Source organism: Terriglobales bacterium (assembly GCA_035764005.1).
Taxonomy (GTDB): domain Bacteria; phylum Acidobacteriota; class Terriglobia; order Terriglobales; family Acidobacteriaceae; genus Gp1-AA112.
Genome location: DASTZZ010000063.1, coordinates 14,839 through 39,290, shown reverse-complemented (window position 1 = coordinate 39,290; position 24,452 = coordinate 14,839). Strand labels below are relative to the sequence as shown.

The 24,452-nt window shown below is 56.6% G+C and carries 18 protein-coding genes; 12 read left to right on the top strand and 6 right to left on the bottom strand.

The features are described 5' to 3' along the window. Positions 1-22: 22 nt before the first annotated feature. Genes VFU50_09565 through VFU50_09550 form a run of 4 tightly spaced genes read left to right on the top strand, consistent with a single transcriptional unit; the run spans position 23 to position 5,121 of the window. The gene (locus tag VFU50_09565; protein ID HEU5233096.1) at positions 23-592 is read left to right on the top strand and encodes a YfiR family protein; all 570 of its coding nucleotides are present in this window, start codon (positions 23-25) and stop codon (positions 590-592) included. Next, positions 589-2,622 (top strand): ATP-binding protein, encoded by a 2,034-nt coding sequence (locus VFU50_09560; protein HEU5233095.1) that lies wholly within the window; start codon positions 589-591, stop codon positions 2,620-2,622. The genes VFU50_09565 and VFU50_09560 overlap by 4 nt, the downstream gene beginning before the upstream one ends. A 10-nt stretch (positions 2,623-2,632) precedes the next feature. Continuing rightward, positions 2,633-3,010, top strand: a complete 378-nt coding sequence (locus VFU50_09555) for a response regulator (protein HEU5233094.1) — start codon at positions 2,633-2,635, stop codon at positions 3,008-3,010. Further along, positions 3,007-5,121 carry an EAL domain-containing protein gene (locus tag VFU50_09550; protein ID HEU5233093.1) on the top strand — a complete coding sequence of 705 codons (2,115 nt, stop codon included), beginning with the start codon at positions 3,007-3,009 and terminating at the stop codon, positions 5,119-5,121. The genes VFU50_09555 and VFU50_09550 overlap by 4 nt, the downstream gene beginning before the upstream one ends. A 146-nt stretch (positions 5,122-5,267) precedes the next feature. Here VFU50_09550 and VFU50_09545 read toward each other — a convergent pair whose 3' ends face one another. From VFU50_09545 to VFU50_09535, 3 genes are all read right to left on the bottom strand, one after another. Next, complete coding sequence (locus VFU50_09545; protein HEU5233092.1) at positions 5,268-5,843, bottom strand: hypothetical protein; 576 nt, start codon at positions 5,841-5,843, stop codon at positions 5,268-5,270. A gap of 399 nt (positions 5,844-6,242) precedes the next feature. Then, positions 6,243-8,843: an ABC transporter permease gene (locus tag VFU50_09540; protein HEU5233091.1), complete on the bottom strand. Its 2,601-nt coding sequence runs from the start codon at positions 8,841-8,843 to the stop codon at positions 6,243-6,245. 3 nt (positions 8,844-8,846) lie between these two features. Further along, entirely contained in the window at positions 8,847-9,191 is a 345-nt protein-coding gene (locus VFU50_09535) for a PadR family transcriptional regulator (GenBank protein ID HEU5233090.1), read from the bottom strand. A 200-nt stretch (positions 9,192-9,391) separates the two neighbouring features. Here VFU50_09535 and VFU50_09530 point away from each other — a divergent pair, with 200 nt between their 5' ends. Then, complete coding sequence (locus tag VFU50_09530) at positions 9,392-9,946, top strand: dihydrofolate reductase family protein (protein HEU5233089.1); 555 nt, start codon at positions 9,392-9,394, stop codon at positions 9,944-9,946. Between the two features lie 129 nt (positions 9,947-10,075). Here the strand turns inward: VFU50_09530 and VFU50_09525 are convergent, their stop codons facing one another. After that, entirely contained in the window at positions 10,076-11,191 is a 1,116-nt protein-coding gene (locus VFU50_09525; GenBank protein ID HEU5233088.1) for a hypothetical protein, read from the bottom strand. A gap of 391 nt (positions 11,192-11,582) precedes the next feature. On the opposite strand from VFU50_09525, the gene VFU50_09520 reads away from it, so the two are divergent. The 5 genes from VFU50_09520 (at position 11,583) to VFU50_09500 (ending at position 19,074) form a co-directional block, all read left to right on the top strand. Continuing rightward, positions 11,583-12,788, top strand: coding sequence for a tetratricopeptide repeat protein (locus VFU50_09520; protein HEU5233087.1), 1,206 nt, complete (start codon positions 11,583-11,585; stop codon positions 12,786-12,788). Positions 12,789-13,068: 280 nt separating this feature from the next. Next, positions 13,069-15,900, top strand: a complete 2,832-nt coding sequence (locus VFU50_09515; protein ID HEU5233086.1) for an ATP-binding protein — start codon at positions 13,069-13,071, stop codon at positions 15,898-15,900. Positions 15,901-15,934: 34 nt separating this feature from the next. Further along, a complete protein-coding gene (locus VFU50_09510) occupies positions 15,935-17,338 on the top strand; it encodes a sigma-54 dependent transcriptional regulator (GenBank protein ID HEU5233085.1) in 1,404 nt (467 codons plus the stop codon). Positions 17,339-17,445: 107 nt separating this feature from the next. Then, positions 17,446-18,225, top strand: coding sequence for an ABC transporter permease (locus VFU50_09505; protein HEU5233084.1), 780 nt, complete (start codon positions 17,446-17,448; stop codon positions 18,223-18,225). Between the two features lie 18 nt (positions 18,226-18,243). Further along, the gene (locus VFU50_09500; GenBank protein ID HEU5233083.1) at positions 18,244-19,074 is read left to right on the top strand and encodes an ATP-binding cassette domain-containing protein; all 831 of its coding nucleotides are present in this window, start codon (positions 18,244-18,246) and stop codon (positions 19,072-19,074) included. A gap of 80 nt (positions 19,075-19,154) precedes the next feature. Here the strand turns inward: VFU50_09500 and VFU50_09495 are convergent, their stop codons facing one another. Then, a complete protein-coding gene (locus tag VFU50_09495) occupies positions 19,155-19,682 on the bottom strand; it encodes a GNAT family N-acetyltransferase (GenBank protein HEU5233082.1) in 528 nt (175 codons plus the stop codon). Positions 19,683-19,838: 156 nt separating this feature from the next. Here VFU50_09495 and VFU50_09490 point away from each other — a divergent pair, with 156 nt between their 5' ends. Beyond that, positions 19,839-21,449, top strand: a complete 1,611-nt coding sequence (locus tag VFU50_09490) for an OmpA family protein (GenBank protein HEU5233081.1) — start codon at positions 19,839-19,841, stop codon at positions 21,447-21,449. Positions 21,450-21,577: 128 nt separating this feature from the next. Here VFU50_09490 and VFU50_09485 read toward each other — a convergent pair whose 3' ends face one another. Further along, positions 21,578-21,841 (bottom strand): hypothetical protein, encoded by a 264-nt coding sequence (locus tag VFU50_09485; protein HEU5233080.1) that lies wholly within the window; start codon positions 21,839-21,841, stop codon positions 21,578-21,580. A gap of 204 nt (positions 21,842-22,045) precedes the next feature. Here VFU50_09485 and VFU50_09480 point away from each other — a divergent pair, with 204 nt between their 5' ends. Next, positions 22,046-24,451 (top strand): ABC transporter permease, encoded by a 2,406-nt coding sequence (locus VFU50_09480; protein ID HEU5233079.1) that lies wholly within the window; start codon positions 22,046-22,048, stop codon positions 24,449-24,451. Position 24,452: the final 1 nt, after the last annotated feature.

The following is a 24,452-nucleotide window of genomic DNA, read 5'->3' as shown; positions in this document are numbered from 1 at the left end:
GCCAATGCGGAATAGAGCGATCATGACAGTGCGGCGATTGATCATTTTTATGGTGGTGATGATGCTGGGCCAGGTCTCATGTGCCTGGGCACAGGACAGCGAAGCATCATCGGAGTATCTGATCAAAGCCGGCTACATTTATAACTTCGCCAAGCTCGTTGAATGGCCTGCGACTGCGTTCGCTCAGCCCGATTCTCCTATCGTGATAGGGATCGTCGGCAATGATCCCTTTGGTCCGATCATTGACAAAGTCCTCGAAGGGAAGAAGGTCAACGGGCATCCATTCCTGATCAAGAGATTGAAACCCACAGCTGACGTTAAGGAGTGCCACATTCTCTTTATCGGCTCGTCGCTCGGCTCTCACGTAGCCGACACGATCCGGTTAACGAGAGGGACTCCCATACTTACGATCAGCGAAATTCCCGGTTTTGCCGATCGCGGCGGGATCATCAATCTGACTCTGGAGCAGAACAAAGTCCGCTTCGAAGTAAACGTAGATGCGGCAAAGGAAGCCGATCTCAATATCAGCTCCAGACTACTCGTATTGGCGAAAGTTATTCAGCAACCGGGTGATGGAAGGAAGACGGAATGAAACTCCAGAACCTCTCCATCAAGCGGAAGTTGATGTTGATCACGATGCTGACCAGCAGCGTCGCTCTTCTGCTTTCTTCAGCGAGTTTCCTTACTTACGATCTAATCTCCTTCCGCCATCTGCTTACTCAGGATTTAGAAACGCAGGCGCAAATTATTGGTTATAACAGCGCCGCCGCGATGGCCTTCAAGGATGAACCTGTAGCCACTGCGACCCTGGCCGCGTTGAAGGCCAAGGAGGACATCGTTGCTGCAGTGTTGTATACGCCCGACGGGAAGATCTTTGCGCAGTACATTCCCAGCGGCAAAGCTGCACCGGCCGTTGTCCCGCCGATTCTGTCTCTTGCAGGCTACCACTTCGAGGGCGGGTACTTTGACGTGCTTCACGATGTGAGCCTAAACGGAGAGCACGTCGGCACACTCTTGTTGCGATCTGATATGCGCGAGTGGTCAAGGCGTGCCAAACGTTATGCTCTGATCTTCTTCATCTTCGTTTTCGCATCGGGTTTGTTTGCGTTGCTCCTCTCCTCGAAGCTGCAGCGAATGATTTCTCTGCCAATCCTGCAACTCGAAGACACGATAAGGATCGTTTCCGCGAACAAGAACTATGAAATACGTGCGGAGAACCCATATGGCGACGAAATCGGCAGGTTAATGGACGGTTTCAACAATATGCTCGCCGAAATTCAGCAGCGCGACACGGCCTTGCTGAATGCCAATGATCAGTTGCATGCCAGAACCGAAGAGCTCGAAAGGGAAGTTGCTCAACGACAGCAGGCACAAGAAGAGCTTCTCAAAGCTAAGCACGCGGCTGAAGAGGCGAGTCGAGCGAAGAGCGCTTTCCTGGCAAATATGAGCCATGAGCTGCGTACGCCGTTAAACGCGATCATCGGCTACAGCGAAATGCTGGAAGAGGAAACGCGCGAATCGGGCAACACCGAAGCAATTCAGGATCTGCAGAAGATTCAGACAGCCGGCAAGCACTTGCTTTCATTGATCAACGACGTCCTTGATCTGTCGAAGATCGAAGCGGGAAAGATGACATTGCACCTGGAAATCTTCGATGTACCGCCGATGATTCGCCAGATCGTTACGACGCTCGAGCCGGCGGCCGCTAAGAATTCCAACAAGATTAACGTCCGCATCGCGGATGGCGTGGACTCGATGCGAGCGGATGTAACCAAGGTTCGCCAGATCCTGGTCAATCTGGTAAGTAATGCGTGTAAGTTTACCGAATCGGGAACAATATCAGTGAATGTTGAACCTGTCACGGCCGAAGGTCAGAACTGGATTCGTTTCGAGGTTCGCGACACCGGAATTGGTATTACGCCGAAGCAGCGGAAACAACTTTTCCAGGAGTTCGCTCAAGCCGACACGTCGATCTCCCGCAAGTACGGCGGAACGGGTCTTGGCCTTGCGATCAGCCACCGTTTCGCGCAGATGATGAACGGGCACATTGATGTGGAGAGTGAGCCCGGCAAAGGCTCAACCTTCACGGTCCTGCTGCCAGTTGAGGTCAAGACGGAGGGACAAGAAAGCCCATTGTCGGAAACGACCCTGGAGCCGGCAAAACCACAGCGGACTGGCGCGAGCAATCAAGACACGATTCTCGTGATCGACGACGACGCGACATGTCGCGACTTGATGTCTCGCTCTTTAAGCAAGCTTGGGCTGAACGTAATGGTGACCGGCAGCGGTGAAGAGGGAATCGAACTGGCCAGGCGGATGCGGCCGTTTGCCATCACGCTCGACGTCCTCCTTCCCGACCGTGATGGATGGTCAGTGCTTCACGAGCTTAAGACAGATCCGGAGCTCTCCAGCATTCCTGTCATTATGTTGACCATCATCGACAACGAATCTTTAGCGCTTAGCATGGGCGCTTCGAACTACTTAGTAAAACCGCTTGATCGTGAGCGACTCGCGGTACTCATCGAAAAATATCGCGCGGGTCGTTCTTCCAAGTCTCCCAACAGAAATTCAAGTAACCGCACAATGGAAAAGCGCGAAGAATTCGCGCCCACCAAGGCGTGAGAGGGTAGTTATGCCAAAAATCCTGCTGGTTGAAGACAACGAAATGAACCGCGATATGTTATCGCGCCGCCTGCAGAGAAAAGGCTATGCAGTAGTGATGGCCCACGATGGCGAGCAGGGGCTTGAGTTGGCGAGCTCGGAAAGTCCCGACTTGATCCTCATGGATATCAGCCTTCCCAAAATGGATGGCTGGCAGGTAACAAAGTTCCTGAAGAGCAACCCGGAGACTAAAGGGATACCGGTAATCGCACTCACCGCGCATGCGCTCTCCACAGACCGGCAGAAGGCATTTGAAATCGGCTGCGATGATTACGACACCAAGCCGGTGGAATTCGGACGTCTGAGCGAAAAGATCGAGCACTTGCTCGTAGAGAAGAGTGTGTCATGAAAACCGAGCAGAGCAGATTACTCATCGTCGACGACAACGAAATGAACCGCGACATGCTGGCTCGCCGGCTCGCGCGTAAAGGCTATGTCATCGACGTAGCCGAGCATGCGCGAAACCTCATCGAGCGGGTGAAAAAAGACGCTGTCGATCTCGTCTTGCTCGATATCGAGATGCCGGAGATCAGCGGACTCGACGCCCTCAAGACTCTCCGCGCCGCGTATTCGTCCATCGAGCTCCCCATCATCATGGTCACCGCAAAAGACCAAAGCGAGGACGTTGTGCGGGCACTCGATCTTGGGGCCAATGACTACGTAACTAAACCCATCGATTTTCCCGTCGCTTTGGCCCGTATTGGAACACAGCTATCGCACAAGCGCGCGCAAGAAGCTTTGAGAGAGAGCGAGCAGCGCTATGCGCTCGCCGCCCAGGGCGCCAATGACGGCCTCTGGGACTGGAACCTGGTTGCCAATAACGTCTACTACTCCGCGCGTTGGAAGTCGATGCTCGGATATCAGGAGCATGAAATCGGCGAGAGCCCCGAAGAATGGCTCGGACGCATTCACGACGCCGATCGCGACCGCGTCGCTGAGGAAATCGCCGCGCACCAAAAGCGTTCTACCCCGCATTTTGAAAGCGAGCATCGCATGCTCCATCGCGACGGAACCTTCCGCTGGGTGCTGAGCCGCGGCCTGGCCGTGCACGACGTGGCCGGCAAGGCGCTGCGCATGGCGGGATCACTGACCGACATCACCGAAGCGAAAGTTTCCGATCCGCTAACTGGTCTTCCTAATCGTCTCCTGTTTATCGATCGCCTCGGACGAGCGATCAAGCACATCAAACGCCGCAAAGACTCGATCTTCGCCGTGCTGTTTTTTGATCTCGATGGATTCAAGATGATCAACGACAGCCTTGGCCACCTCGCAGGCGATCAGTTGCTGGTCGGCGTCTCCACTCGCCTGGAAAAGTCTCTGCGCTCAAGCGACACCGTCGCGCGCTTCGGACAAGGCTTCACCATGGCCCGACTTGGCGGCGACGAATTTACGGTCCTGCTCGAGGATCTCAAAGATCCCAACGACGCGAAGAAGGCCGCCGACCGGCTCATGAAGGCGCTCACATCTCCTTTCACCATTGGAGGAAAAGAGGTCTTCACTTCGGTCAGTATCGGCATCGCGTTGAGCAATTCGTCCTACGAGGAGCCGGAAGAAATCCTCCGCGACGCCGACACTGCAATGTATCGCGCGAAGTCGCTGGGCAAAGCGAGATACGAAGTCTTCGATGCCGACATGCGTGCCAGCGTGATGGCGCGTCTGCAGCTCGAAACCGATCTGCGCCGCGCGATCGACCGACAAGAGTTCGAGAACTACTATCAACCCATCGTCTCGCTCGCTTCAGGCGAGATCGTCGGCTTCGAGGCCTTACTACGTTGGCAGCATCCCACGCGCGGCTTGGTTGGACCCTATGAGTTCATCTCCGTCGCCGAGGAAACGGGCCTCATCCGCGATCTCGGTTGGTGGAATCTGCGCGAAGCCTGCCGGCAAATGGCCGAATGGAGAAAGCAGTTTGAAAGTTATTCGCAACTGACCATCAGCGTGAATCTCTCGGCAAAACAGTTTGTCCAGCGCAATCTTGTGGAAGAGATTCGCTTGCTGCTCGAGGAGTTCCGCATTCCCGCGCAGACATTAAAGCTTGAGATTACTGAGAGCACGGTCATGGGAGATCCTGCAGCCGCAGTGAAAATGCTGGAAGAAATTAAATCTCTCGGAATCAGCCTGGCCATCGACGATTTCGGCACCGGATACTCCTCGCTCAGCTATCTCCATCGCTTCCCGCTGGACACGCTGAAGATCGATCGTTCCTTCATCAGCGGCATGGACTGGGAAGGAAATGAGGGCATGGAGATCGCCCGCACCATCCTGCCAATGGCGAACAATCTGCGCCTCGACGTCATCGCCGAAGGAGTGGAGACCGCCGAGCAGCTCGAGAGCCTGAGAAAGCTCCGCTGCAAATATGGGCAGGGCTACTACTTTTCCAAACCCCTCAGCGCCCACGGCGCCGCCGCCCTGCTCGCAGAGCATCCTGTATGGGACGGAGCCATGGCAGCCAAGCGGTAGCCCCGATTATCCCGGCGACCTTCAATAATGGGATGGAACGCTCCTCATCGATTCAATGGAATGGAACGCTCCTCATCGATTCCCAAAAAGGAACGTTCCATCTCCCAGTTGTTCAGCTACGTTGGTCTTTGATTGGTTTGCGCTCTCTATAATCCCAGTCCGGCCAGGATCTGGTTCAAGTCGTTGGCGATGGTTTGCAACGCACCTCCGCCGTTGAGCAGACCGGTCACATCGCAGAGCAGATTGCCGAGCAGGTTGCCGGGTCCGGATTGCGCAACGATGTTCAAATTGACGGGATTGGGAATGTCCACGACGAGCCCAAGCAGATCGAGATGGAGCGGCGCTAGCGTGAGCGAGAGAATTGGACAAGTGCCGGTTGGATCGACCGCCGCGACAACATTGTTCAGCACCGTGGTCTGAGACTGTCCGGAGCTATTGGTGAGCGTTGCTATCAAATTGCCGATGGCCACCAACTGCGGTTGGCCCTGGGCATTGTTCTGCACGGCAAACTGGTTGATGTTAAACGTACCCGCCATAGTTCCACTGCCCAGGGCACTGAGCGAGCTGAGCGCTCCCGAAGTGGGAGCAGTGAACGTTCCGGTCACAGGTACTGGGAGAGATGTTTGTCCGTGAGGATTTCCATTGCCGCCCGCTTGCGCGAAGATCATTCCTGTACTCAGCAACAATGTTGTGAGCACGGCCATTAAACTGCGTCTCTTCATTGCTTTACTACACCTCTGTATTTGATTTTGTTTATAAGCACACTTGTCTTATCGCGCTCGAAGCGACGCATCCACTCACACGATGTAACAGTTTGCTTTGCGAATGGGATGCCGCTGTATCGCTGGTGTTATGCACGAGTCGTGAACAAAAGGCAGCGCGGCCGGATACCTGAATGGGCACAAGTTTCTGACCGGCAGAGGATTAGTCGCGTATTTCAGCTTTTAAAAAAATTCACCTAACGTTGATGCCATTGAAAATGAAGGCGAGCAGAAAGCCCACCGAAGGTGAGAAGCTGCAAACTAAGGGAACGTGAGCTGCTAAACTGCGCTGAACACGGAGGCTACGAAGGACGCGCCGAGGACGAACAGTAATCGCCCAAAAGAAACTACCACGCCTGGTCACTCCCCACGCAGCGCCTCCACCGGATTTACCCGCATTGCCCTTCTCGCGGGAACGTAACTTGCCCAAAGTGAAACAACAATCAGAACGGCAATGACCGCGGCGAACGTCAGCGCGTCTGTGGGACTGGTGGCAAAAAGCAACGATGACAGCGCGCGCGTCGCAGCCAGCGCGCCGGCCACTCCGATCAGAATGCCCAGCACGCTGAGGCCTGCTCCCTGACGCAGAATCATGCCGAGCACCTGCGCCGGTCGAGCGCCAAGCGCTATGCGGACGCCGATCTCGCGCGTGCGTTGCGTCACTGAGTAAGCAATCACGCCGTAAGTCCCGATACTTGCCAGTACCAGCGCAATCACAGCAAACAACGAAAGCAATGCCGTGCGAAAGCGCGGTTGCGCCACTGCGTTGCCCATCACTGTGGCGAGCGTTTCACGGTAGGTCACCACAACATCAGGATCCACGGAATGAATTGCGCGTTCGATCTCCTCGCCCAATGCAGACGCCTCGCGCGAAGAGCGCACGATCAGGAACATCGGCAATCCTGGTCCCTGCGCTACTGCCGCGTACCACACCGGCGCCGGCTCGCTTGCCATGCCGGCGTACTTCACGTCGCCGACAACTCCCACGATCCGGTACCACGGCTGCTTCGGATTCGGCTCGCTGGGCGCAATCTCCTGCCCGATCGGATCCTCGCCGGGGAAGTAGCGTCGCGCGAGTTCCTGACTGATCACCGCAACGTTCGGGCGGTCGTTCGCGTCCGAATTCTCGAAATACCTGCCGCGGATCAGCGGAATTCCGAGCGCGCTGAAATACTGCGGAGAGACGTTCGGAATCGGCGACGACGGAAACGCCTCGTGATTGTAGGGCTTGCCTTTGATGTTGAACGTGTCGTCATTCGACCAGTAATTCGGAGGACGCGAATCAGCCCATGCCGCCGTCTCGACACCTGGAACTTTTCGTACTCGTTCCATCAGGCGATCGAGGATCGCAAGTTGTGCCTTCGCATCTTTGTAGCGAGTGGCACTCGGCGAGACGAGCATCGTGAGCACCTCATCAGGCGGAGTCTCGATACCCGTATCGACTCGCTGCAGGCGCTCGAAGCTGCGCAGTAACAGACCCCCGACGATCAGCAGCACGAACGACAAGGCAATCTCAGCGACGACCAATGCCGCCCTCGTTCGACCTTTGCCGCTGCCAGCGCGGACATCGTCTTTCAACGCGCGCACCGGTTCAGTCCGCGCGCTCTCAAGGGCCGGTCCAACTCCAAAGAGGATCGCGGTCAGAATTGCCATCAGGATGGCGAACGCCAGCACCGGCGCATTCAATCGGACAGCGTCGATGCGCGGCAGGTTCCCCGGATTCAACACGCGCAGCAATCGCACCGCATACCACGCCAACCCAGTTCCGACGACGCAGCCCGCAAGTGAAAGCGCAAGGTTTTCCGTGAGCAATTGCCGAACCAGCCGGCTGCGACTCGCTCCCATGCTCACGCGCACCGCCATTTCACGCGCGCGCGCCGTCGAGCGAGCCAGCAGCAGGTTGGCGACATTCACACTCGCGATCAGCAGCACCGCAACCACGGCTGCAAACATCACCAGCAGCGGCAGGCGCACATCTCCCACCAGCTCCTCGCGGATGGGAACGACGGGCATCGTCAGATTTCGGTATTCCCCGTTCCCGGCAAGCTCAATCGTGCGACCAATTTTGTTCGCCTCGGCTTGCGCCTGCTTCCAGGTAACTCCAGGCCGAAGCCGCGCCAGGCCGGTCAAAAAGAATGGGAAGCGGCCCTTCGGCGGCGTCAGATGCAGATTCGTCCAGATCTCGGCATCTTCGCGCGGGAAGCGAAAGCTCTCCGGCATTACTCCGATGACCGTGGCCTTCTGACCGTTGATCTCGATCACCTTGCCGACAGCATCAGCGCTCGCGCCGAACCGGGTACGCCATAAGCGTTCACCCAGGACAACGACTTCGGGCGCCGAAGCCGAATCTTCGCCATTCACGATCGTTCGACCGATCAATGGCGGCACGCGCATGATGGGAAAAAATCCAGCGGTGACGCTCACGCCGCGCGCCTGCTCGGGCGGGCCGATGCCGGTGATGTCATACAGACCGTTGGCGTAAGCCGCGACCTGCTCAAACGCGTGGTTCTGCGCGCTCCAGTCGGAAAAATCCGCCTGGCACATGTGGCCGTGCGGCGCGTTCTGCGGCGAAAAATGCATGAATACTTTCGCTACGCGATTAGCTCCGGGATAGGGAAGCGGCTGCAAAAGCACACCATCAACGACGCTAAAAATCGCAGTGTTTGCCCCGATCCCGATGGCGAGCGTAAGCACTGCAACCGCGGTAAAGCCCGGTGACCGGCGCAGCATCCGAAATGCATAGCGCAGGTCTTGCGCGAGCTGTTCCAGCCACACGCAACCCCATTGCTCGCGTGTTGTCTCACGCACGAGTAGTTCGTTCCCGAACTCGCGTCTCACCGCCGCCTCCGCCTCCGCTCTCGATTGCCCGCGTTCCATGCGCTCCTGCACCGCCATCTCGAAATGGCTGCGCAGTTCCTCCGTGAGGTCGTCATCCTGTCGGTGCCAATTCGGGAAACGCATGGTTCACTCCTGCGGGCTGAGAATGCCGGCGATGGCGGACGCCAGTCTCTCCCACCGAGATCGTTCGTGTGCGAGCTGCCTTTTGCCGGCCGCGGTCAGACGATATTGCTTCACGCGCTGCTTGTTCTCTGACGTCTTCCACTCGGAAGAGATCCACCCGCTGCGCTCAAGTCTGTGAAGGGCTGGATACAGCGATCCGGTTTCCACATCGAACAACTCGCCGGACCTGAATCGAATCGCCTGGCTGATTCCGTATCCGTGCTGGGGACCCCACTGCAGGGTCTGCAGAATGAGAAGATCCAGAGTCCCTTGCAGTATCTCAATGCGACTTTGATATCGCGTCTTCATCGGAGTTCAAGCTGGCCGAGGACGGGTCTGGTTGTCTCCAACGGTGCTGAAAGACGTAGATATCCTACTCCCATGGATGTAGAGCGTCTACTACCGTTTATGAAGGGCAGACGACCCGAGCGCTAGAAGGACTCAGCGGGAACCCGGTAGCTAGAAGCCGAAAAGCCGACAGCCCGTTTCTTCTTTGCTACTCTCCCCTAATGCGACCTCTTCGTTACTCCATCAACGTCACACTGGACGGCTGCTGCGACCATCGTGAAATTTCTCCGGACGAAGACTTGCATCGGCACGCCGTCGAGAACCTCAACCAGGCCGATGCCCTCCTCTTTGGCCGGGTGACTTACGAAATGATGGAAGCAGCATTTCGTCCGCCGGCGTCGCCGGGAGCGAGGCCTGATTGGATGGAACCCTTCGCCCGCAGGATCAACGCAGCAAAAAAGTATGTCGTGTCAAGCACCTTGACTAAGGACCGCGTCGATTGGAACGCGGAGCTCCTACGCGGCGATCTAGGGCAAGCCGTTCAGCAACTCAAGCAGGAGTCAGGGAAGGGACTATTGGTGGGAGGCGTGAAGCTCCCATTCGCCTTGGCGGAGATGGGATTGATCGACGAATACGAGTTCGTGGTGCAGCCCAGGCTAGTGGGCCACGGTCCGACGTTGTTCGGAGGCCTATCAAAGCGTTTCGATTTAAAGCTCGTGAGCCAACGGGAATTCGGCTCAGGCGCAGTGGCACTGCGGTATGAGCCAAGAAGATAGCTATCGAATTACTCCCCAGAAGAAGTCAGGGGCTTTCCAGGGAACGCGTCGAGAGGAATTCCAGCCGGAAATTACAACGCTCTTTGGATTGTCGATCCAACACCTACGCCTAAATGCGCGAGTGCAGGATCATTGCTGATCGTCATCCGGACTCGGCTTCTTCATGCTGGAGTTCCCATTCTGGGGTTGCCCTGAGTTCGGACTAGCCAGCGCCTGATCCGGGCCGGCGTTGACCTGAATGTTCTGCGCCGTGTACGTCTCGCCCTCAAATCTCGCAACCACCGTGACTGTGCTTCCGACCAGCAGATTCTGAGGTATGCGCATCGATGGATCGAAATGGATCACATAGATCTTGCCGTCCGCGCGATTCTCGATGTCGAGCTCTCCGGTGCGAATATCGAGATGCGTCACGCGCCCGAAGTAGGTGAATGAGGTTCCCGGCTCGGCGATGACAGAAACCTCATCGGCGATTGCGCCATGCGAACGCGGCGAGAACTTCACAGCAATGAGCGCGCCCGGGCGGAGTGAGCTCTGGGTACCCGGCATATCCCCGCTCTTGATTCGTGTTTCCGGTGTGATACGGAATCTCACGCTCGTTCCCGCAAGCGTGTCCTGCACGATCATGTCGCCTTTCCTCCGATCGAAGCTCATGATTTGTCCGCTGGCATCGGCCGGGCTGCTGCTGGACTGCACGTGGACGTTCTTCGCGAAGACCTTGCCTTCGAAAAGTTGCGTATCGAGGTAAACGCGATCGCCTTTCTTTACGGCCATTTGCGTGGTCTCTTTGCCATCGCGATAGAAGTGGGTTCGCTGATCGAACTTCACGTTCATAGTGTTTGCGTCATAGACGCGAACACTCATTCGATCACGAATCTGGTCGATGCTCTTCACCGTGCCGCCGATTAGCGAAAGTTTGCTAGGCTCGAGCGGTTTGGGCGCGAGGATATCGGACACGTCGCTGGGATCAACCAATCCGCCTCCGCCCAGCGTTTTGGTGACGGGCATCGGAGAGCTCGAAACCAGAGAATCTCCGGAGCTGACCGTGGGCAGAGCGGTTCCTGCGTCGGGCGAAGGACGTGGAGCGCCGCGCACGGCGCCCGCTCCATTCGGAGTCGTGCCGACGGTCTGCACCGTCGATTGATCCATGTGCGTGCCTGGAGCCGGGGATGCCGAAGTTCCGGACGGTTGTTGAGCAAAAGCAATCGTTGAGACTAGAAGAAAGTTAAAGAATGAGAAACGCAGCATCGCCTCTCCGAGAAAATGAGGCAGAGCCCGGGCAGCAGCTCTGTTCCTTCATGAACTTGGATGCAACAGAACCGCCGGCGGTAGCCGGTGGGGCAGCTGCAAAGTTTGCGGCTGCGCATGAAAAGGTGATCTAGGTTCTCGTATAGCTCCGAAGTGGCTCTTCGGTGCCTTCGAGGATCTAGAGGATCCAAAAGATTCCCTTCAGCATCGGTAGCGTTAGAGCAACAACGTTGGCCTTTGCTCTACGCGAGGCTTGGAAAGCCCCGCGCCTCCGACCGATGGTCGGGGCGTCCACCGATGAGGTATCAGCGTGCAACCCAAACTCCAGTGCTGCTACTCACATAACTGACTGCTCCGGCAGAGCTGCGCTTATCTGCTGGACGCGGAGGTTATGACCCTGGTGAAAACTGCTCTATTGCGACTGCTGCTCTCATCGCTACTCCTCACGTCTCTGCTGTTTGCGGAAGAGAAATCTTTCCGTATCAGTATTCCCAAACACACGAAGCCTACCCCCGTTCAGGCGCTGAATCGCGACGGCGTAAAGGCGGTGGAGAAGCACGATTATGAGCGTGCGAAGAAGCTCTTCTACAAGGCATATTTAATCGACCCCAACGATCCCTTCACACTCAACAATCTTGGCTACATGTCCGAGCTCGAAGGAGATGTCGATCGCGCACAGCGTTTTTATCAGCTTTCGCAGGAGCAGAATTCACAGGCTACAGTCGATCAATCTAGCAACGACGATCTCAAGGGCAAAACCGTCGCGGCCGTTGCCGGTCATGCGCAGACCGGAGACGTACAACTCAACGTGCTGAGCGTCGAAGCCATCAGCCTTCTCAATAAAGATCGAGTCGCTGAAGCGGACGAGGCCTTGCAGAAGGCGCTCCGCCTGAATCCCCGCGATCCTTTCACGCTGAACAATATGGGATACGTGAAAGAAAAAGAGGGAGAGCTGGAATCGGCCGTTAACTACTACCGCGCCGCGGCAGATTCGAACTCGGACGAGCCAGTAGTTGTCACAGTAAACAAGTCGTGGCGAGGGCGTGCTATCAGCAAAGTCGCGGCTTCCAATGCCAGGAAAGTTCAGTCGGCGCTGAAGAAGGAAGACTCGACCGAGGCAAAGGTCGCTCGCCTGAATCAGCGTGGCGTCTCTGCCCTGAATTCCAATGATCGGAAGAAAGCCCGCGAATACTTCGAGCAGGCTTTCAAACTCGATCCCAACGACGCCTTCGCACTGAACAACATGGGATACGTTGCCGAACTAAACGGGGACCGCGAGTCTGCCGACTACTACTACGCAAAAGCGAAGGCAGCAGACAATCACGAGAAGCATGTAACACTGGCGAGCCGTCCGGAAGATGAAGGTAAGAAATTGGTCGAAGTCGCCAATAAGAACGACAACAAGGCAGAAGCCAGCATTGCCGCCGAGCAGGACTTACTGCGCCGTTCCGGTAAGAGTCCGGCCCTTATCGAGCGTGAGACGGGTCGTCCGGTTGTGGTCACCCCGACAGATCAGAACCTCGAGAACGATCAGAACAACCAGCAAAATCCGCCTGAACCGCAGCTAAAGCACAGAGGAGATCAAAGTCCCAGATAGACTCCATAAACGAGTGCCCAATCTCACAGGTACGAAATTCCCCTTAAACGTCTCGGGCAAGCAGGTACTCGCGTGTTGGTTACGGTAGCCTACGCTTTTTCATAGACTGGTTCCACAAAACATACGGCTACTTACGGTTGCCGGAATATAATGAATGGAAGTCTCTAAGCCCCTAGGACTTACATTCCCTGCCCGAGGCCACCGGTTGGCACCAGAGTTGCTAGTTCACGAGATAGAAGCAAGCAATCGTGTAGTCCGCCTGCGCTTGCCGGACCAGCACATGACCAGGGAATCTCAACTGCGTGCCGCAGCCGTTGTGCTGGCTCTCTGCACGGTCGCGTGCGTCGTCTTCGGTGCAATCAACTTCCAGAAAGAGCGCGAGTACCTGATTCCTGACGACGGTATATGGTGGCTGGAAACCAGCGGACATCTCTACGCACAGCGTGTGAACCCACAAGGGCCGGGCGAGCGTGCGGGCATCAAGCCTGGCGATCAGCTCTCCGACATCAACGGGCAGCCGGTGCGCAATGCCGCATCCCGCGTACGCAATCTGTTCCAAACTGGAACTTATTCCAAAGCCACATATGGCGTAATCCGCAATGGTGTGCGCCTCGAAGCGCCGGTCATTCTCGTCCCCGCAGATAAGTCGCTGAACATCGGCCTGCGGCTGATTGCACTGATTTATCTCGGCATTGGCCTTTATGTTCTGCTCAGGCGCTGGTCGGCTCCGAAATCCACGCACTTTTTTGTCTTCTGCCTGAGTTCGTTCGTTCTTTACGCCTTCCACTACACCGGCAAGCTGAACGCGTTTGATTGGATTGTTTATTGGTCGAGCGTTGTCGCCAGCATGCTGCAACCAACGCTCTTCCTGCACTTCGCGCTCACGTTTCCTGAGCCCAAGAGCTGGCTAAAGCGGCATCGCTGGCTTATCCCAATGCTGTACCTCCCAGGACTACTGGTAGTTGGTGCCTACGTAATCGCCAACACTACACTGGCGCCGACTGAGCGGCTGCGCTGGAATCTGGATCGGCTTGACATCATCTGCCTTTCGAGCCTGTTCGTGCTCTCGGCCGCCGTGCTGGTAGATACCTACCGACGCATCACCACGCCTCTGCTGCGCCAGCAGATGAAGTGGGTGACGCGCGGAACCATTCTGGCCATCGCTCCTTACACGCTGTTCTCCGTGATTCCTTACCTGATGGGAATGGAGCCGAGCGCACTCACGAAGATTTCGGTTCTTTCGCTGGTATTCCTGCCGCTGACGTTTGGTTACGCCATCATTCGCTACCGTTTGATGGACGTAGATCTTATTTTCAAACGCGGCATGTCGTACACGTTGGCTACGGCGATCATCACGCTGCTGAATCTTTTGATCATCGGAGCCGTTGCCGAAAAGGTTCACTCCTCGCTGCCCAACGCCGGCGAGTGGGGATTGATCGTCGCCGTCGTAATCACTGCGTTACTGTTTGATCCGATCAAGCGCGGTATCCAACACCGTCTCGATCGGCTCTTCTACCGCAAGCAATACGACTATCGCCGCACGCTCGTCGAGTTCGCGCGTGACTTGAATTCTGAGACCGATCTGCGCGCCATGCTCTCTGCTGTGGTGGATCGTCTTGCACATACGTTGCGAGTGGATCGCGTTGCTGTTTTCCTCGCGAGTGAAAATGCGGAAGATCTGGAAAAATTCTTCTTAGCAAAGTCGTTCGGAATCGGCTCAGCAGGCGATCTGGATTTAGATTTCCTCGGCCGCTTGTCCGATCAGCGCTCGCCAGCGCATTTATTCTTCGAGAATACGCACAACGTTCTCAATGCCAGCCCGGCAGCGCAAGCAGCCATAGCGAAACTAGAGCTGAACTACTACATTCCCTGTCGCGTGCAGAATCGCACGATCGCGATTCTGGGTATGGGCAAGACCGTCGACAGCGACTATCTCTCCAGCGAAGATGTCGAGTTGCTCGAAACGCTCTCCGGTTACATCGGCATCGCCATCCAGAATGCCCGGCTCTACGCCTCCCTGCAACAGAGAGCGGCTGCCTATGAACGCTTGAAAGAATTCAACGAAAACATCGTCGAATCAATCAGTGTTGGTGTGCTGGCGGTCGATCTCGCTGACCGCGTTGAGTCCTGGAACTCGCAGATGGAAGTCATGTATGCCACACCGCGAGCACAGGCTCTCGGACGCTCATTGAGCAATCTCTTTCCCGCTGAGTTCGTGCAGGAGTATTACCGCATCCGCCAATCGCCCGGCATTCACAACTTCTACAAGTTCCGCCTGGAGACGCCTGCCGGCGAGACTCGTGTCGCTAACATCGCCATTGCACCCCTCGTAACGCGGCAATTCGAAGTTGTCGGGCGAATCATCATCGTGGATGACATCACCGAGCGGCTCGATCTTGAGTCCCAACTCTCGCAGGCGGAAAAAATGTCCTCGATTGGCTTGCTTGCCGCTGGAGTCGCGCATGAGGTCAACACGCCGCTCGCTGTGATCTCCTCTTACACGCAAATGCTCGCCAAGCATCTGCAAGGTGACGAGAAGCGCTCGGCGATTCTTGAGAAGATCACGCAGCAGACCTTTCGCGCGTCAGAGATAGTCAACAGCCTGCTGAACTTCTCGCGCACAAGCGGCAGCGAGTTCCAGATTCTCGATCTCAACAAAGTCATACAGGATACGCTCACTCTGCTCGAACACCAGTTCAAGACCAGCCGAGTGCGCGTCGAAAGTGAACTCTACAGTCAGCTACCCAGCATCATGGGCAACAGCGGCAAGCTGCAGCAAGTCTTCCTGAATCTGTTTCTCAACGCCAAAGACGCTATGCCGAATGGAGGCACGCTGCGAGTAAGCACTTCAAACGGAGATGGCGTGCGCGTTATGGTGTCTGACACCGGCAGCGGCATCGCTCCCGAGCATCTGAACCGCATCTACGATCCATTCTTCACTACGAAGACGAAAGCCGGTGAAGGACAGCGACGCGGAACCGGGCTCGGCCTCTCCGTGACCTACGGAATCATTCAAGAGCATGCCGGCAAGATTCAGGTCAACAGCCGCCAGGGCCAAGGCACGACGTTCGCCCTCGAATTTCCTATGATGAGAAAGGCAGTCAATGTCTGAAGCCGCCGTCTCCGCAGTCCTAGCGCGCCGACATATGCATCAGGTGGAATCCGCCAACGGATCAATTCTGATCGTCGACGATGAAGCTGCGATCCGCGAATCGCTCGAAACCCTGCTTGCGATCGAAGGCTACAATGTCGAAGCCGCCCGCAGCGCCGAAGAAGGTTTGGCCATGCTCGCCGCTTCTCCGCGCGATCTCGTTTTGCTCGACTTTGCTCTTCCTGACCGAAATGGGATTGAGGTGCTCGAAGAAATCCGCGACCGCGATCCCGGCCTGCCGGTCATCATGATCACCGCCTATGGCACGGTCGAGAACGCCGTAAAGGCGATCCAGGCGGGAGCGACCAACTTCATCCAGAAGCCTTGGGATAACGAGAAGCTCCTCGCAGATGTGCGCGCATCGATCTCGCGTCTGCGCATCGAGGAAGAGAACCGTCAGCTCAAGCGTGCTCTCAAACAGCGCTACAGCTTCGAGAACATCATTGGCAAGAGCGAAGCGATGCTCAAGGTTTTCGACCTCGTGGCACAGGTGGCTCCGAGTCGCTCTACTGTGCTCGTTCAGGGTGAAAGTGGTACCGGAAAGGAACTGATCGCGAAAGCCATTCACGCGAACTCCCCGCGTAAAGATGGTCCATTCGTTCCGGTGAACACAGGCTCGATGCCTACCGAGCTTCTCGAATCGACGCTCTTCGGCCACGTGAAAGGCGCCTTCACCAGCGCAATCGCTTCCAAAAAGGGACTATTCGAGATTGCGAATAAAGGCACGCTCTTCCTCGATGAAATAGGAACCATGGGCCTCGATACGCAGGCCAAGATTCTGCGTGTGCTGCAGGACCGGAAGTTCATGCATCTTGGCGGCGTGCAGGAAGTACAAGTCGATGTCCGCATCATCGCCGCCACTAATGTCGATCTCAAACAACTTGTGAAGGAAGGGAAGTTCCGCGAGGATCTCTACTATCGCCTGAACGTCATCAGCGTGAATCTGCCGCCGCTACGCAACCGCATGGAAGACGTTCCGCTGCTGGTCAATCATTTTCTCAGTCGCTTCTCCGAAGAGAACGGCTTGCCGACACGCCATTTCACGGCGGAAGCGATGCGTCCGCTCCTGAACTACTCCTGGCCTGGGAATGTACGCGAGTTGGAAAACGTGATCGAGCGTGCCGTCGTTCTCTCGTCAGGAACCAACATCGGAATCGATCTGTTGCCTGAATCGATCCTCGGTGACAACTCCATGCCCGTCTTAACCCCGGACTCCAGCAACGCCTCTCTCTTTGACATCATGGAGGACTGCGAGAGGCGTGTGATCGTCACCATGCTCGAAAAGTGCGGTTGGAACCAAACCGAAGCCGCCGAGCGCTTCCGCATTCCGCTTTCAACTTTGAATCAGAAAATCAAACGATTGAATATCGAAGTGAGAAAACGGGGAAGAGAAGCTTAAAGAGGGAACAGGTTACAGGAGACAGGGAACAGGGGAAAAGCAAGTCTGATCGACGAACCCTGTCCCCTGTTCCCTTTTGCCTTTCTCCCCTGTAACCTGTTCCTTCCATGTTCCGAAATTCGCCTGAGCAGGCCATTAAGGAAAGAGTTCTGGCCGTGCAGGAGTATTCGCTCCTGGCCGGAGAGGCTGTTGCCAATCTCGCGCGGCGTCCACGCTACCTGAGCGACATGCTTCTGCAGGCCGACTTCATCGGCTTCGGTTCTCTTCCCATTGTGGGACTCACGGGACTTTCAATCGGCGCGGTGCTCGCGCTTCAGACCTCTACTACTCTTCAGCAGTTCGGATCTGTATCGCTCACCGGCCAACTTGTCTCGTTCTCAATGATCAAGGAGATCGGGCCCGTGCTCACGAGCCTGATGCTCGCGGGGCGGGCGGCCACCGGAATGGCGAGCGAGTTGGGATCGATGAAGGTGACCGAGCAGATCGATGCGATGCGCGCGCTCGGCACCGATCCCATCAAGAAGCTGGTGACGCCTCGGGTGGTCTCGACCGTGATCATGCTGTTTTTCCTCACGATCCTCTCTGACTTGATGGGATTGTTCGGCGGCTTCATTGTCGCGGTCGGTCGCCTGGGATTGTCCACTCAGCAATACTGGACGAGTACGTATCAGCAGCTGCAATTTGCCGATGTCTTCCAAGGGCTCCTCAAGCCTTTTTTCTTCGGCTTCATCATCGCCACCGTCGGGTGCTACTACGGAGTCTCGACAAAAGGCGGTACACAGGGTGTCGGACGGTCGACCACTCAAGCAATGGTCGCCTCGTCAGTCTTGATCCTGATTGTGGACTTCTTTCTCACCCAGCTACTCATTGGGATCTTCGGCCGATGACCAAAGGTGCGCGCTGAGATGGGAGCGGTTACGGTAACGACTAACGGTCATCCGCCGTCGACCGAAGTCGTTCTGGACTTCAACGACGTCGAAGTTGGCTTCGATCGGCATTTGGTTTTACGCGGCATCTCGTTTCAACTCCATCGCGGCGAAACCAAGGTTGTCTTTGGTGTTGCTGGATCAGGCAAAAGTGTTCTGCTGAAGCTCGCCCTCGGTCTTCTCAAGCCTGATGCCGGCACGATTACCGTATTGGGAGAGGAAATCACTTCGATGCCGGAGCAGCAACTGTTTGGACTCCGGCGCAAGATTGGAATGGTGTTCCAGGAAAGCGCGTTGTTCGATTCACTTACAGTAGAAGAGAACGTCGCCTTTCGTTTAATGGAAGAGCATCTGCCTCGCGAAGAAGTCCGCGAGCGTGTGAAAGAAGCCCTGCGCTTCGTGGAACTCGAACATACCATCGACAAATTTCCCGCGCAGCTTTCCGGCGGCATGCGTCGGCGCGTTGCCATCGCGCGCGCCATCATCACGCAGCCGGAAATCATTTTTTACGATTCTCCTACTGGTGGCCTCGATCCGATCACCTCGACAACGATCGTCGAGCTCCTGGTGAAGCAGCGCGACGTGTATCAGACCTCAGCCTTGATGGTCACGCACCGCTTGCAAGACGGTTTTACCATGGCCACGCACCGCTTCGACCGGGAAAAAGGGCAGATGGTGAAGGTGAAGAACTCTGACGTGAACACCAGCACATCGTTTCTGATTTTGCGAGATGGCAAAGTGATCTTCGACGGCACCGGACGGGAACTCGCCGAAAGCACTGACGAATACATCAAGGAATATATTTCCTGATTCGGAACACGCCCGCTGGTTCTCGCATTTCCTGCACCCCCGATCTTTCGAAGAACAGGTTTCGCCGTGCGGCAGAAAGCCTACTCTAGACCGACAATGTCGCTGCGCCGTTCCATGAGGATTGTGTCGCGCCAGCGTCCGTCCATGCGTCCGATTCGTTTTCTTTTGCCGACGCTGGTGAAGCCACAGGCTTTGTGCATCGCAAGGCTGGCGATGTTTTCCGGGAATATGCCGGCTTGGAGTGTCCAGATGCCCGATTGTTCTGAGGCTTCCACAAGCGCGCGCAGGAGGCGCTGCCCAATCTTCTGGCCGCGAGCCTCCGCGGCCACATATACGCTTACTTCTGCGACTCCTGCGTAGACTTGCCGACGGGAGACCGGGCTTAATGCCGCCCAGCCCAGCACCTGGTCTTCGCCACGCGCAACCAGACGCGGGCTACGCAGGTGCGCTGCATCCCATTCGGGCCAATTTGGGGCAGATGTCTCGAAGGTTGCGTCTCCCGTGGCTATACCTTCTTCGTAGATACGGCGAACGGAGGGCCAGTCGTGTTCCGTCAGTGTATCGACGGATATCATCTTCACCTTTGAACTTTGAGCTGCTTCAGGCATTGGAAACTGCTTTTTTCTAGAGTAACGCTGCGGCCTCGGTACACGGTGGGACTAGCACTCCGGTGATGTTCTCTGCTGTAACTCTTGTGCATACCATGGGTTAGGCGAATTGGCGCCCTCCCCCGTTCCACCACAACTTTCCTTCGGAGAGGGTTTATGAAACCACTCATCAGTTTTGGATTGGCGCTTGGTCTGGCGATCACCGCGGCCGGACAGAATCCGAGCGCTGCATCGTCCGCTCCCAAATCGGGAACGGCCTCGGTTTCGCATCAGATTAAGGCGATCAATTATCGCAATGGCTCCTCGTCGAAGATTGACATGCAGGGAACTCAGCTCATGTCCACAGCGATGGGCGAAGCTAAAGTTCAGAGCCGCACGGGTCGCGTCGAAGTTGACCTCAAAATGTATGGGCTCGAGCCGGCAAACAAGTTCGGCATGGAGTATTTGACGTACGTGCTGTGGGCGATCAGTCCGCAGGGTCGCGCGGTGAATATGGGCGAGCTCGTGCTCGATCACGATCAGGCGAAGCTGAAAGCTACGACCGAGCTTCAGACTTTTGGACTCGTCGTTACTGCCGAGCCCTACTTTGCCGTAACGCAGCCGGGCAGCTTGGTTGTTGCAGAGAACGTACTACGCACCGACACCGCAGGCTTAGCGCAGCAGATCCAGTTTAGCTACGAGTTGCTTGGACGGGATGCCTACTCCTCGACCAACGCTCGTATCAACGATGCCATTTTCGGAATCGATTCGAAGACGCCGCTTGAGCTCTTTGAGGCGCGTAATGCGGTAAGAATCGCGCACAATTCGAATGCCGACAAGTACGCTCCCAGTGCGTTGGCCAGCGCTGAGAAGTCGCTGCAGCAGGCGGAGAACGCTTATCGCACGAAGCAGAAGTCGCAGGTTGCGACGTTCGCTCGCGATGCGGCGCAGACGGCCGAAGACGCGCGCGTGATGTCGCTCAAGAAGCAGGAAGAAGAGCGTTTGGCACGCGAAGCGGCTGACCGTGAGGCGCAGGCCAAGGCACAAGCTCAGGCGGAGGCGCTGCGTCGTCAGCAGGCGGAGCAGGATCGTGCGGAAGCCGAGCGCATGCGCAAGGAAGCTGAGCAAGCCGCGCAGCAGGCCGAGCAGGCGAAGGCCGAGGCTGAAGCTGCACGTCAGGCGGCCCTGCAGCAGCAACAACAAGCGGAGGCTGCGCGCCAGGCAGCGGTAGCGCAACAGCAGCAACTCGCGGCCGAAGCGGACAAAGCTCGCGCAGCAGCAGCCGAAGCCGACCGTCTGCGTCAGCAAGCGGAAAAGGACAAAGCCGACTTGCGCGCGAAGCTCCTGCAACAGCTCAATTCGGTGCTGGAGACGCACGATACGGCTCGCGGCTTAATCGCCAACATGGGCGACGTCCTGTTCGAGACCGGCAAGTATGAGCTGAAGCCAGAAGCGCGCGAGCGTCTGGCCAGGGTCTCGGGAATTCTGCTGGCATACTCGAGTTTGAAGGTCGCGATTGAAGGCCACACCGATTCGACGGGAAGCGATGAGTTCAACCAGCGGCTCTCAGAACAGCGTGCAGAAGCAGTCCGGGACTACTTGGTCACTCAAGGCGTCGCTGCGAGCGGGATAACCGCGCGCGGCTTTGGCAGCATGCAACCTGTGGCTTCGAACGACACGGCGGAAGGACGCCAGCACAACCGTCGCGTTGAGCTGGTGCTCTCGGGTGACGCCATCGGGACGACCAGTGATGTAGCCACCGCCACAACTCCCGCGGCGCAGCAATAACCGAAACCCGTACTTCATTAAAGAGGAGCGCTGTATGCGCTCCTCTTTCTGGTTTCAATCCTCCTCGCAAAACTTTCCTGTCACATCTCACTCAAAAAAATAACAGCGTAATTAACACCGTAAAATTTTCAAAAACCGTGGATGCGGACGACGATAAATGCGCGCAACCCTCGCGAGTCGAAGCAGTTACGGGAATCGGCTTTTTCTGTGATGCTCTTCGGAGCAGCGAAAGAAATGGCGATAACAGCGTAATAACAGCGTAAGAGCAGTTCCGAAATGGAACTGTCCTGCGGCATGTTAGAAAAATCTTGATTTTCAGTTGTGATTCGTGATAGCACCGAACTATGTTCGGTGCGCAGGCGAGCGGCTGAGGACACGGCGCCGAAGACCATCCCTCAACCTCAATCGCCGGTGACGCGCCTGACAACTGGACAATGTTCGTTTTCGAACAGGCTCGCCGGTTTTGGTCAGCTTGGACTCTTCCGACTTTGCGCGAAAACCCGCCAACAGCTTGTCTTTGCAATGCTCTACAGCCTGGAACGACCGGGTAGTCATGGAATTATGACTGCTCATTGAACGATGGACTTGCAGACTTTATGAACCTCCGCCTCGCGGTTCGCTCGTTGTGGAAGAGCCCGGTATTTCCGATGATTTCGATTACCGTCCTCGCTTTGGGCATCGGCGCCAACACGGCGATCTTCAGCGTCGTCAATGCCGTGATGTTGCGTCCGCTCCCATATCAGAATCCGGAGCGCATCGTTTCTGTGGGAACGCTCTGGCCACGCACCGGCCGCATCGGACAGGTTTCGCTGCCCGACTTCCTCGACTGGCAAGCTCAGAGCCACAGCTTCGAGACGCTCTCCTACTACGCTCCGTACCCGCACAGCATTTTTGCGAACAATGTTGCTGCCCAAATTAATGGCTCGATCGCCGACACGCATTTCTTTAGCGTCTTCGGCGTGCAGCCTAAACTTGGCCGCCTGTACAACGACTCCGACAAGAAAAGCGGCGAGCTGGTGGCGGTGGTTAGTGATTCGTTTTATCGCCGCGTGTTCCAAGGCAATCCGGATATCATCGGCAAAACAATCAAGTCGGGTGAGCTTGAGCTAACGATCGTCGGCGTAATGCCTCCTGGCTTCGATTTTCCCGAGCGCAGCGAAATATGGATTCCGGACTACGACTCCATAGTTGAGCCACGAATGCAGGAACGCACTGCGCATAACTTTAGGGCTGTCGGTCTTCTCAAATCAGGCGTGAGTCTCGAGCAGGCGCAGGCGGAGATGACGACCATCGGTGCGCGGCTCACAAAGCAATATCCCAAGGACGACAAGCTGACCAGCGTCGCAGTCACTTCTCTGCAAGATCTACTGGTTGCGCAGGTTCGTCTGACCCTCTACCTTCTGCTGTCAGCCGTGGGAGTTGTACTGCTGATTGCCTGCGCCAATGTCGCGAACTTAATGTTGGCCAAAGTCACCGTGCGACGCCAGGAGATTGCCATTCGCACTGCTTTGGGAGCGAGCCATGGAGCCATCGTTCGCCAACTTCTTAGCGAAGCGTCGGTTCTGGCAGTGGTGGCCGGAGGTTTAGGGCTGTTGTTGGGATATTGGGCCGCAAGAGCTTTGGCACATGTGACTCCCGCTGCGCTAATTGCTAACACACAGATCGCGCTGGACTGGCGGGTTGCGTTGTTCACGCTGGCCATATCGCTGCTCTGCACCTTCGTATTTGGCCTCGCGCCCGCCTTTCAGGCTAGCGGCGGCGACCTGCGTAGCGCGCTGTATGGCGGCAAAACTTATTCGATTGCGGGCAGTGGCGCCGGAAAGCTACGTTCCGGAATCATGGTTGCAGAGATCGCCCTTTCGATGGCTCTGCTGGTTGCAGCGGGCATTCTCATCCGCAGCTTGATTGCGCTGAACGCCGTCGATCCTGGATACAGCGTGAACCACCTCACGATGATGCATCCCATGTATCCGGCCAACAATGAAACGGATTCCCAACACGCCGCCGCGTTTTACTCCACGCTGCTGGAGAACGCAGCCACAATGCCGGGAATCAAAGAGATTGCAGCAGCAACGGCATTGCCTTCTCAACCCACTGATAGTAACGGCGGCTTCTACATTGCGGGCCATCCCGATCCTCCGCCGGGGGACTACATCACGCAATCAGCTTTATTCATGACTGTCAGCCCCAATTACTTTCACGTTGTGGGGATCCCAATTCGGGAAGGACGCGACTTCAACGCGCACGACATCCCTGGCGCTCCGCTCACGTGTATCATCAGCGAACCGCTGGCGCGCAAGTTCTTTCCGGGGGAGGACCCAATCGGCCAGCAAATCCGTTTCGGCTATGACCTCGTCACATACAAGAACTATTTGACAGTCGTGGGCGTAGTCGAAGGCGTACGGCAGGAAAACTTGCAGGACCCGCCGACTGCGCAGATCTACGTTCCTTACAAGCAGCATCCCGGACGCGCCGCCGACATGTACCTCATCTTTGCGGACGGCGGGGGCGGGGCAGCAGCCCTGCGCGCCGAGGCGCACCGCTTGAACCCGGAAGTGCCGCTGGAACTCAAGTCGATGACAGACGTTGCCGGCGAGGCGTTTGCTCCGTCGCGCTTCCGCAGCGGGCTGCTGGCGTCATTTGCCGGATTGGCACTGATCCTCGCCTTAGCTGGGCTGTATGGCGTCATGTCGTATACAGTCGAGCAGCGACGCAGCGAAATCGGCGTGCGCATGGCTTTGGGCGCAAAAAAAGCCAACATCATGCAGCTCATCTTGGGACAGGGACTTTGGCTAGTGCTGCCAGGCATCGTGCTGGGAGCTTTGCTGGCATTTGCGGCAGGCAGATTGTTCGCGAGCCTCGTTTACGGCGTGAGTTCAGGGGACCCGCTCACATTTTTCAGCGTCGCTGCCTTGCTGGCCATCATAGCCTCGCTGGCGATGTATATCCCCGCTCGCCGCGCCGCGGGAGTTGAGCCCATGTCGGCGCTGAGAAGCGAATAGA

Bases quoted from the DNA above. Each gene is read 5' to 3' on its own strand.
- VFU50_09565 (HEU5233096.1), top strand. From the start codon at position 23: ATGACAGTGCGGCGATTGATCATTTTTATGGTGGTGATGATGCTGGGC.
- VFU50_09560 (HEU5233095.1), top strand. From the start codon at position 589: ATGAAACTCCAGAACCTCTCCATCAAGCGGAAGTTGATGTTGATCACG.
- VFU50_09555 (HEU5233094.1), top strand. From the start codon at position 2,633: ATGCCAAAAATCCTGCTGGTTGAAGACAACGAAATGAACCGCGATATG.
- VFU50_09550 (HEU5233093.1), top strand. From the start codon at position 3,007: ATGAAAACCGAGCAGAGCAGATTACTCATCGTCGACGACAACGAAATG.
- VFU50_09545 (HEU5233092.1), bottom strand. From the start codon at position 5,843: ATGAAGAGACGCAGTTTAATGGCCGTGCTCACAACATTGTTGCTGAGT.
- VFU50_09540 (HEU5233091.1), bottom strand. From the start codon at position 8,843: ATGCGTTTCCCGAATTGGCACCGACAGGATGACGACCTCACGGAGGAA.
- VFU50_09535 (HEU5233090.1), bottom strand. From the start codon at position 9,191: ATGAAGACGCGATATCAAAGTCGCATTGAGATACTGCAAGGGACTCTG.
- VFU50_09530 (HEU5233089.1), top strand. From the start codon at position 9,392: ATGCGACCTCTTCGTTACTCCATCAACGTCACACTGGACGGCTGCTGC.
- VFU50_09525 (HEU5233088.1), bottom strand. From the start codon at position 11,191: ATGCTGCGTTTCTCATTCTTTAACTTTCTTCTAGTCTCAACGATTGCT.
- VFU50_09520 (HEU5233087.1), top strand. From the start codon at position 11,583: ATGACCCTGGTGAAAACTGCTCTATTGCGACTGCTGCTCTCATCGCTA.
- VFU50_09515 (HEU5233086.1), top strand. From the start codon at position 13,069: ATGACCAGGGAATCTCAACTGCGTGCCGCAGCCGTTGTGCTGGCTCTC.
- VFU50_09510 (HEU5233085.1), top strand. From the start codon at position 15,935: ATGCATCAGGTGGAATCCGCCAACGGATCAATTCTGATCGTCGACGAT.
- VFU50_09505 (HEU5233084.1), top strand. From the start codon at position 17,446: ATGTTCCGAAATTCGCCTGAGCAGGCCATTAAGGAAAGAGTTCTGGCC.
- VFU50_09500 (HEU5233083.1), top strand. From the start codon at position 18,244: ATGGGAGCGGTTACGGTAACGACTAACGGTCATCCGCCGTCGACCGAA.
- VFU50_09495 (HEU5233082.1), bottom strand. From the start codon at position 19,682: ATGCCTGAAGCAGCTCAAAGTTCAAAGGTGAAGATGATATCCGTCGAT.
- VFU50_09490 (HEU5233081.1), top strand. From the start codon at position 19,839: ATGAAACCACTCATCAGTTTTGGATTGGCGCTTGGTCTGGCGATCACC.
- VFU50_09485 (HEU5233080.1), bottom strand. From the start codon at position 21,841: ATGGTCTTCGGCGCCGTGTCCTCAGCCGCTCGCCTGCGCACCGAACAT.
- VFU50_09480 (HEU5233079.1), top strand. From the start codon at position 22,046: ATGAACCTCCGCCTCGCGGTTCGCTCGTTGTGGAAGAGCCCGGTATTT.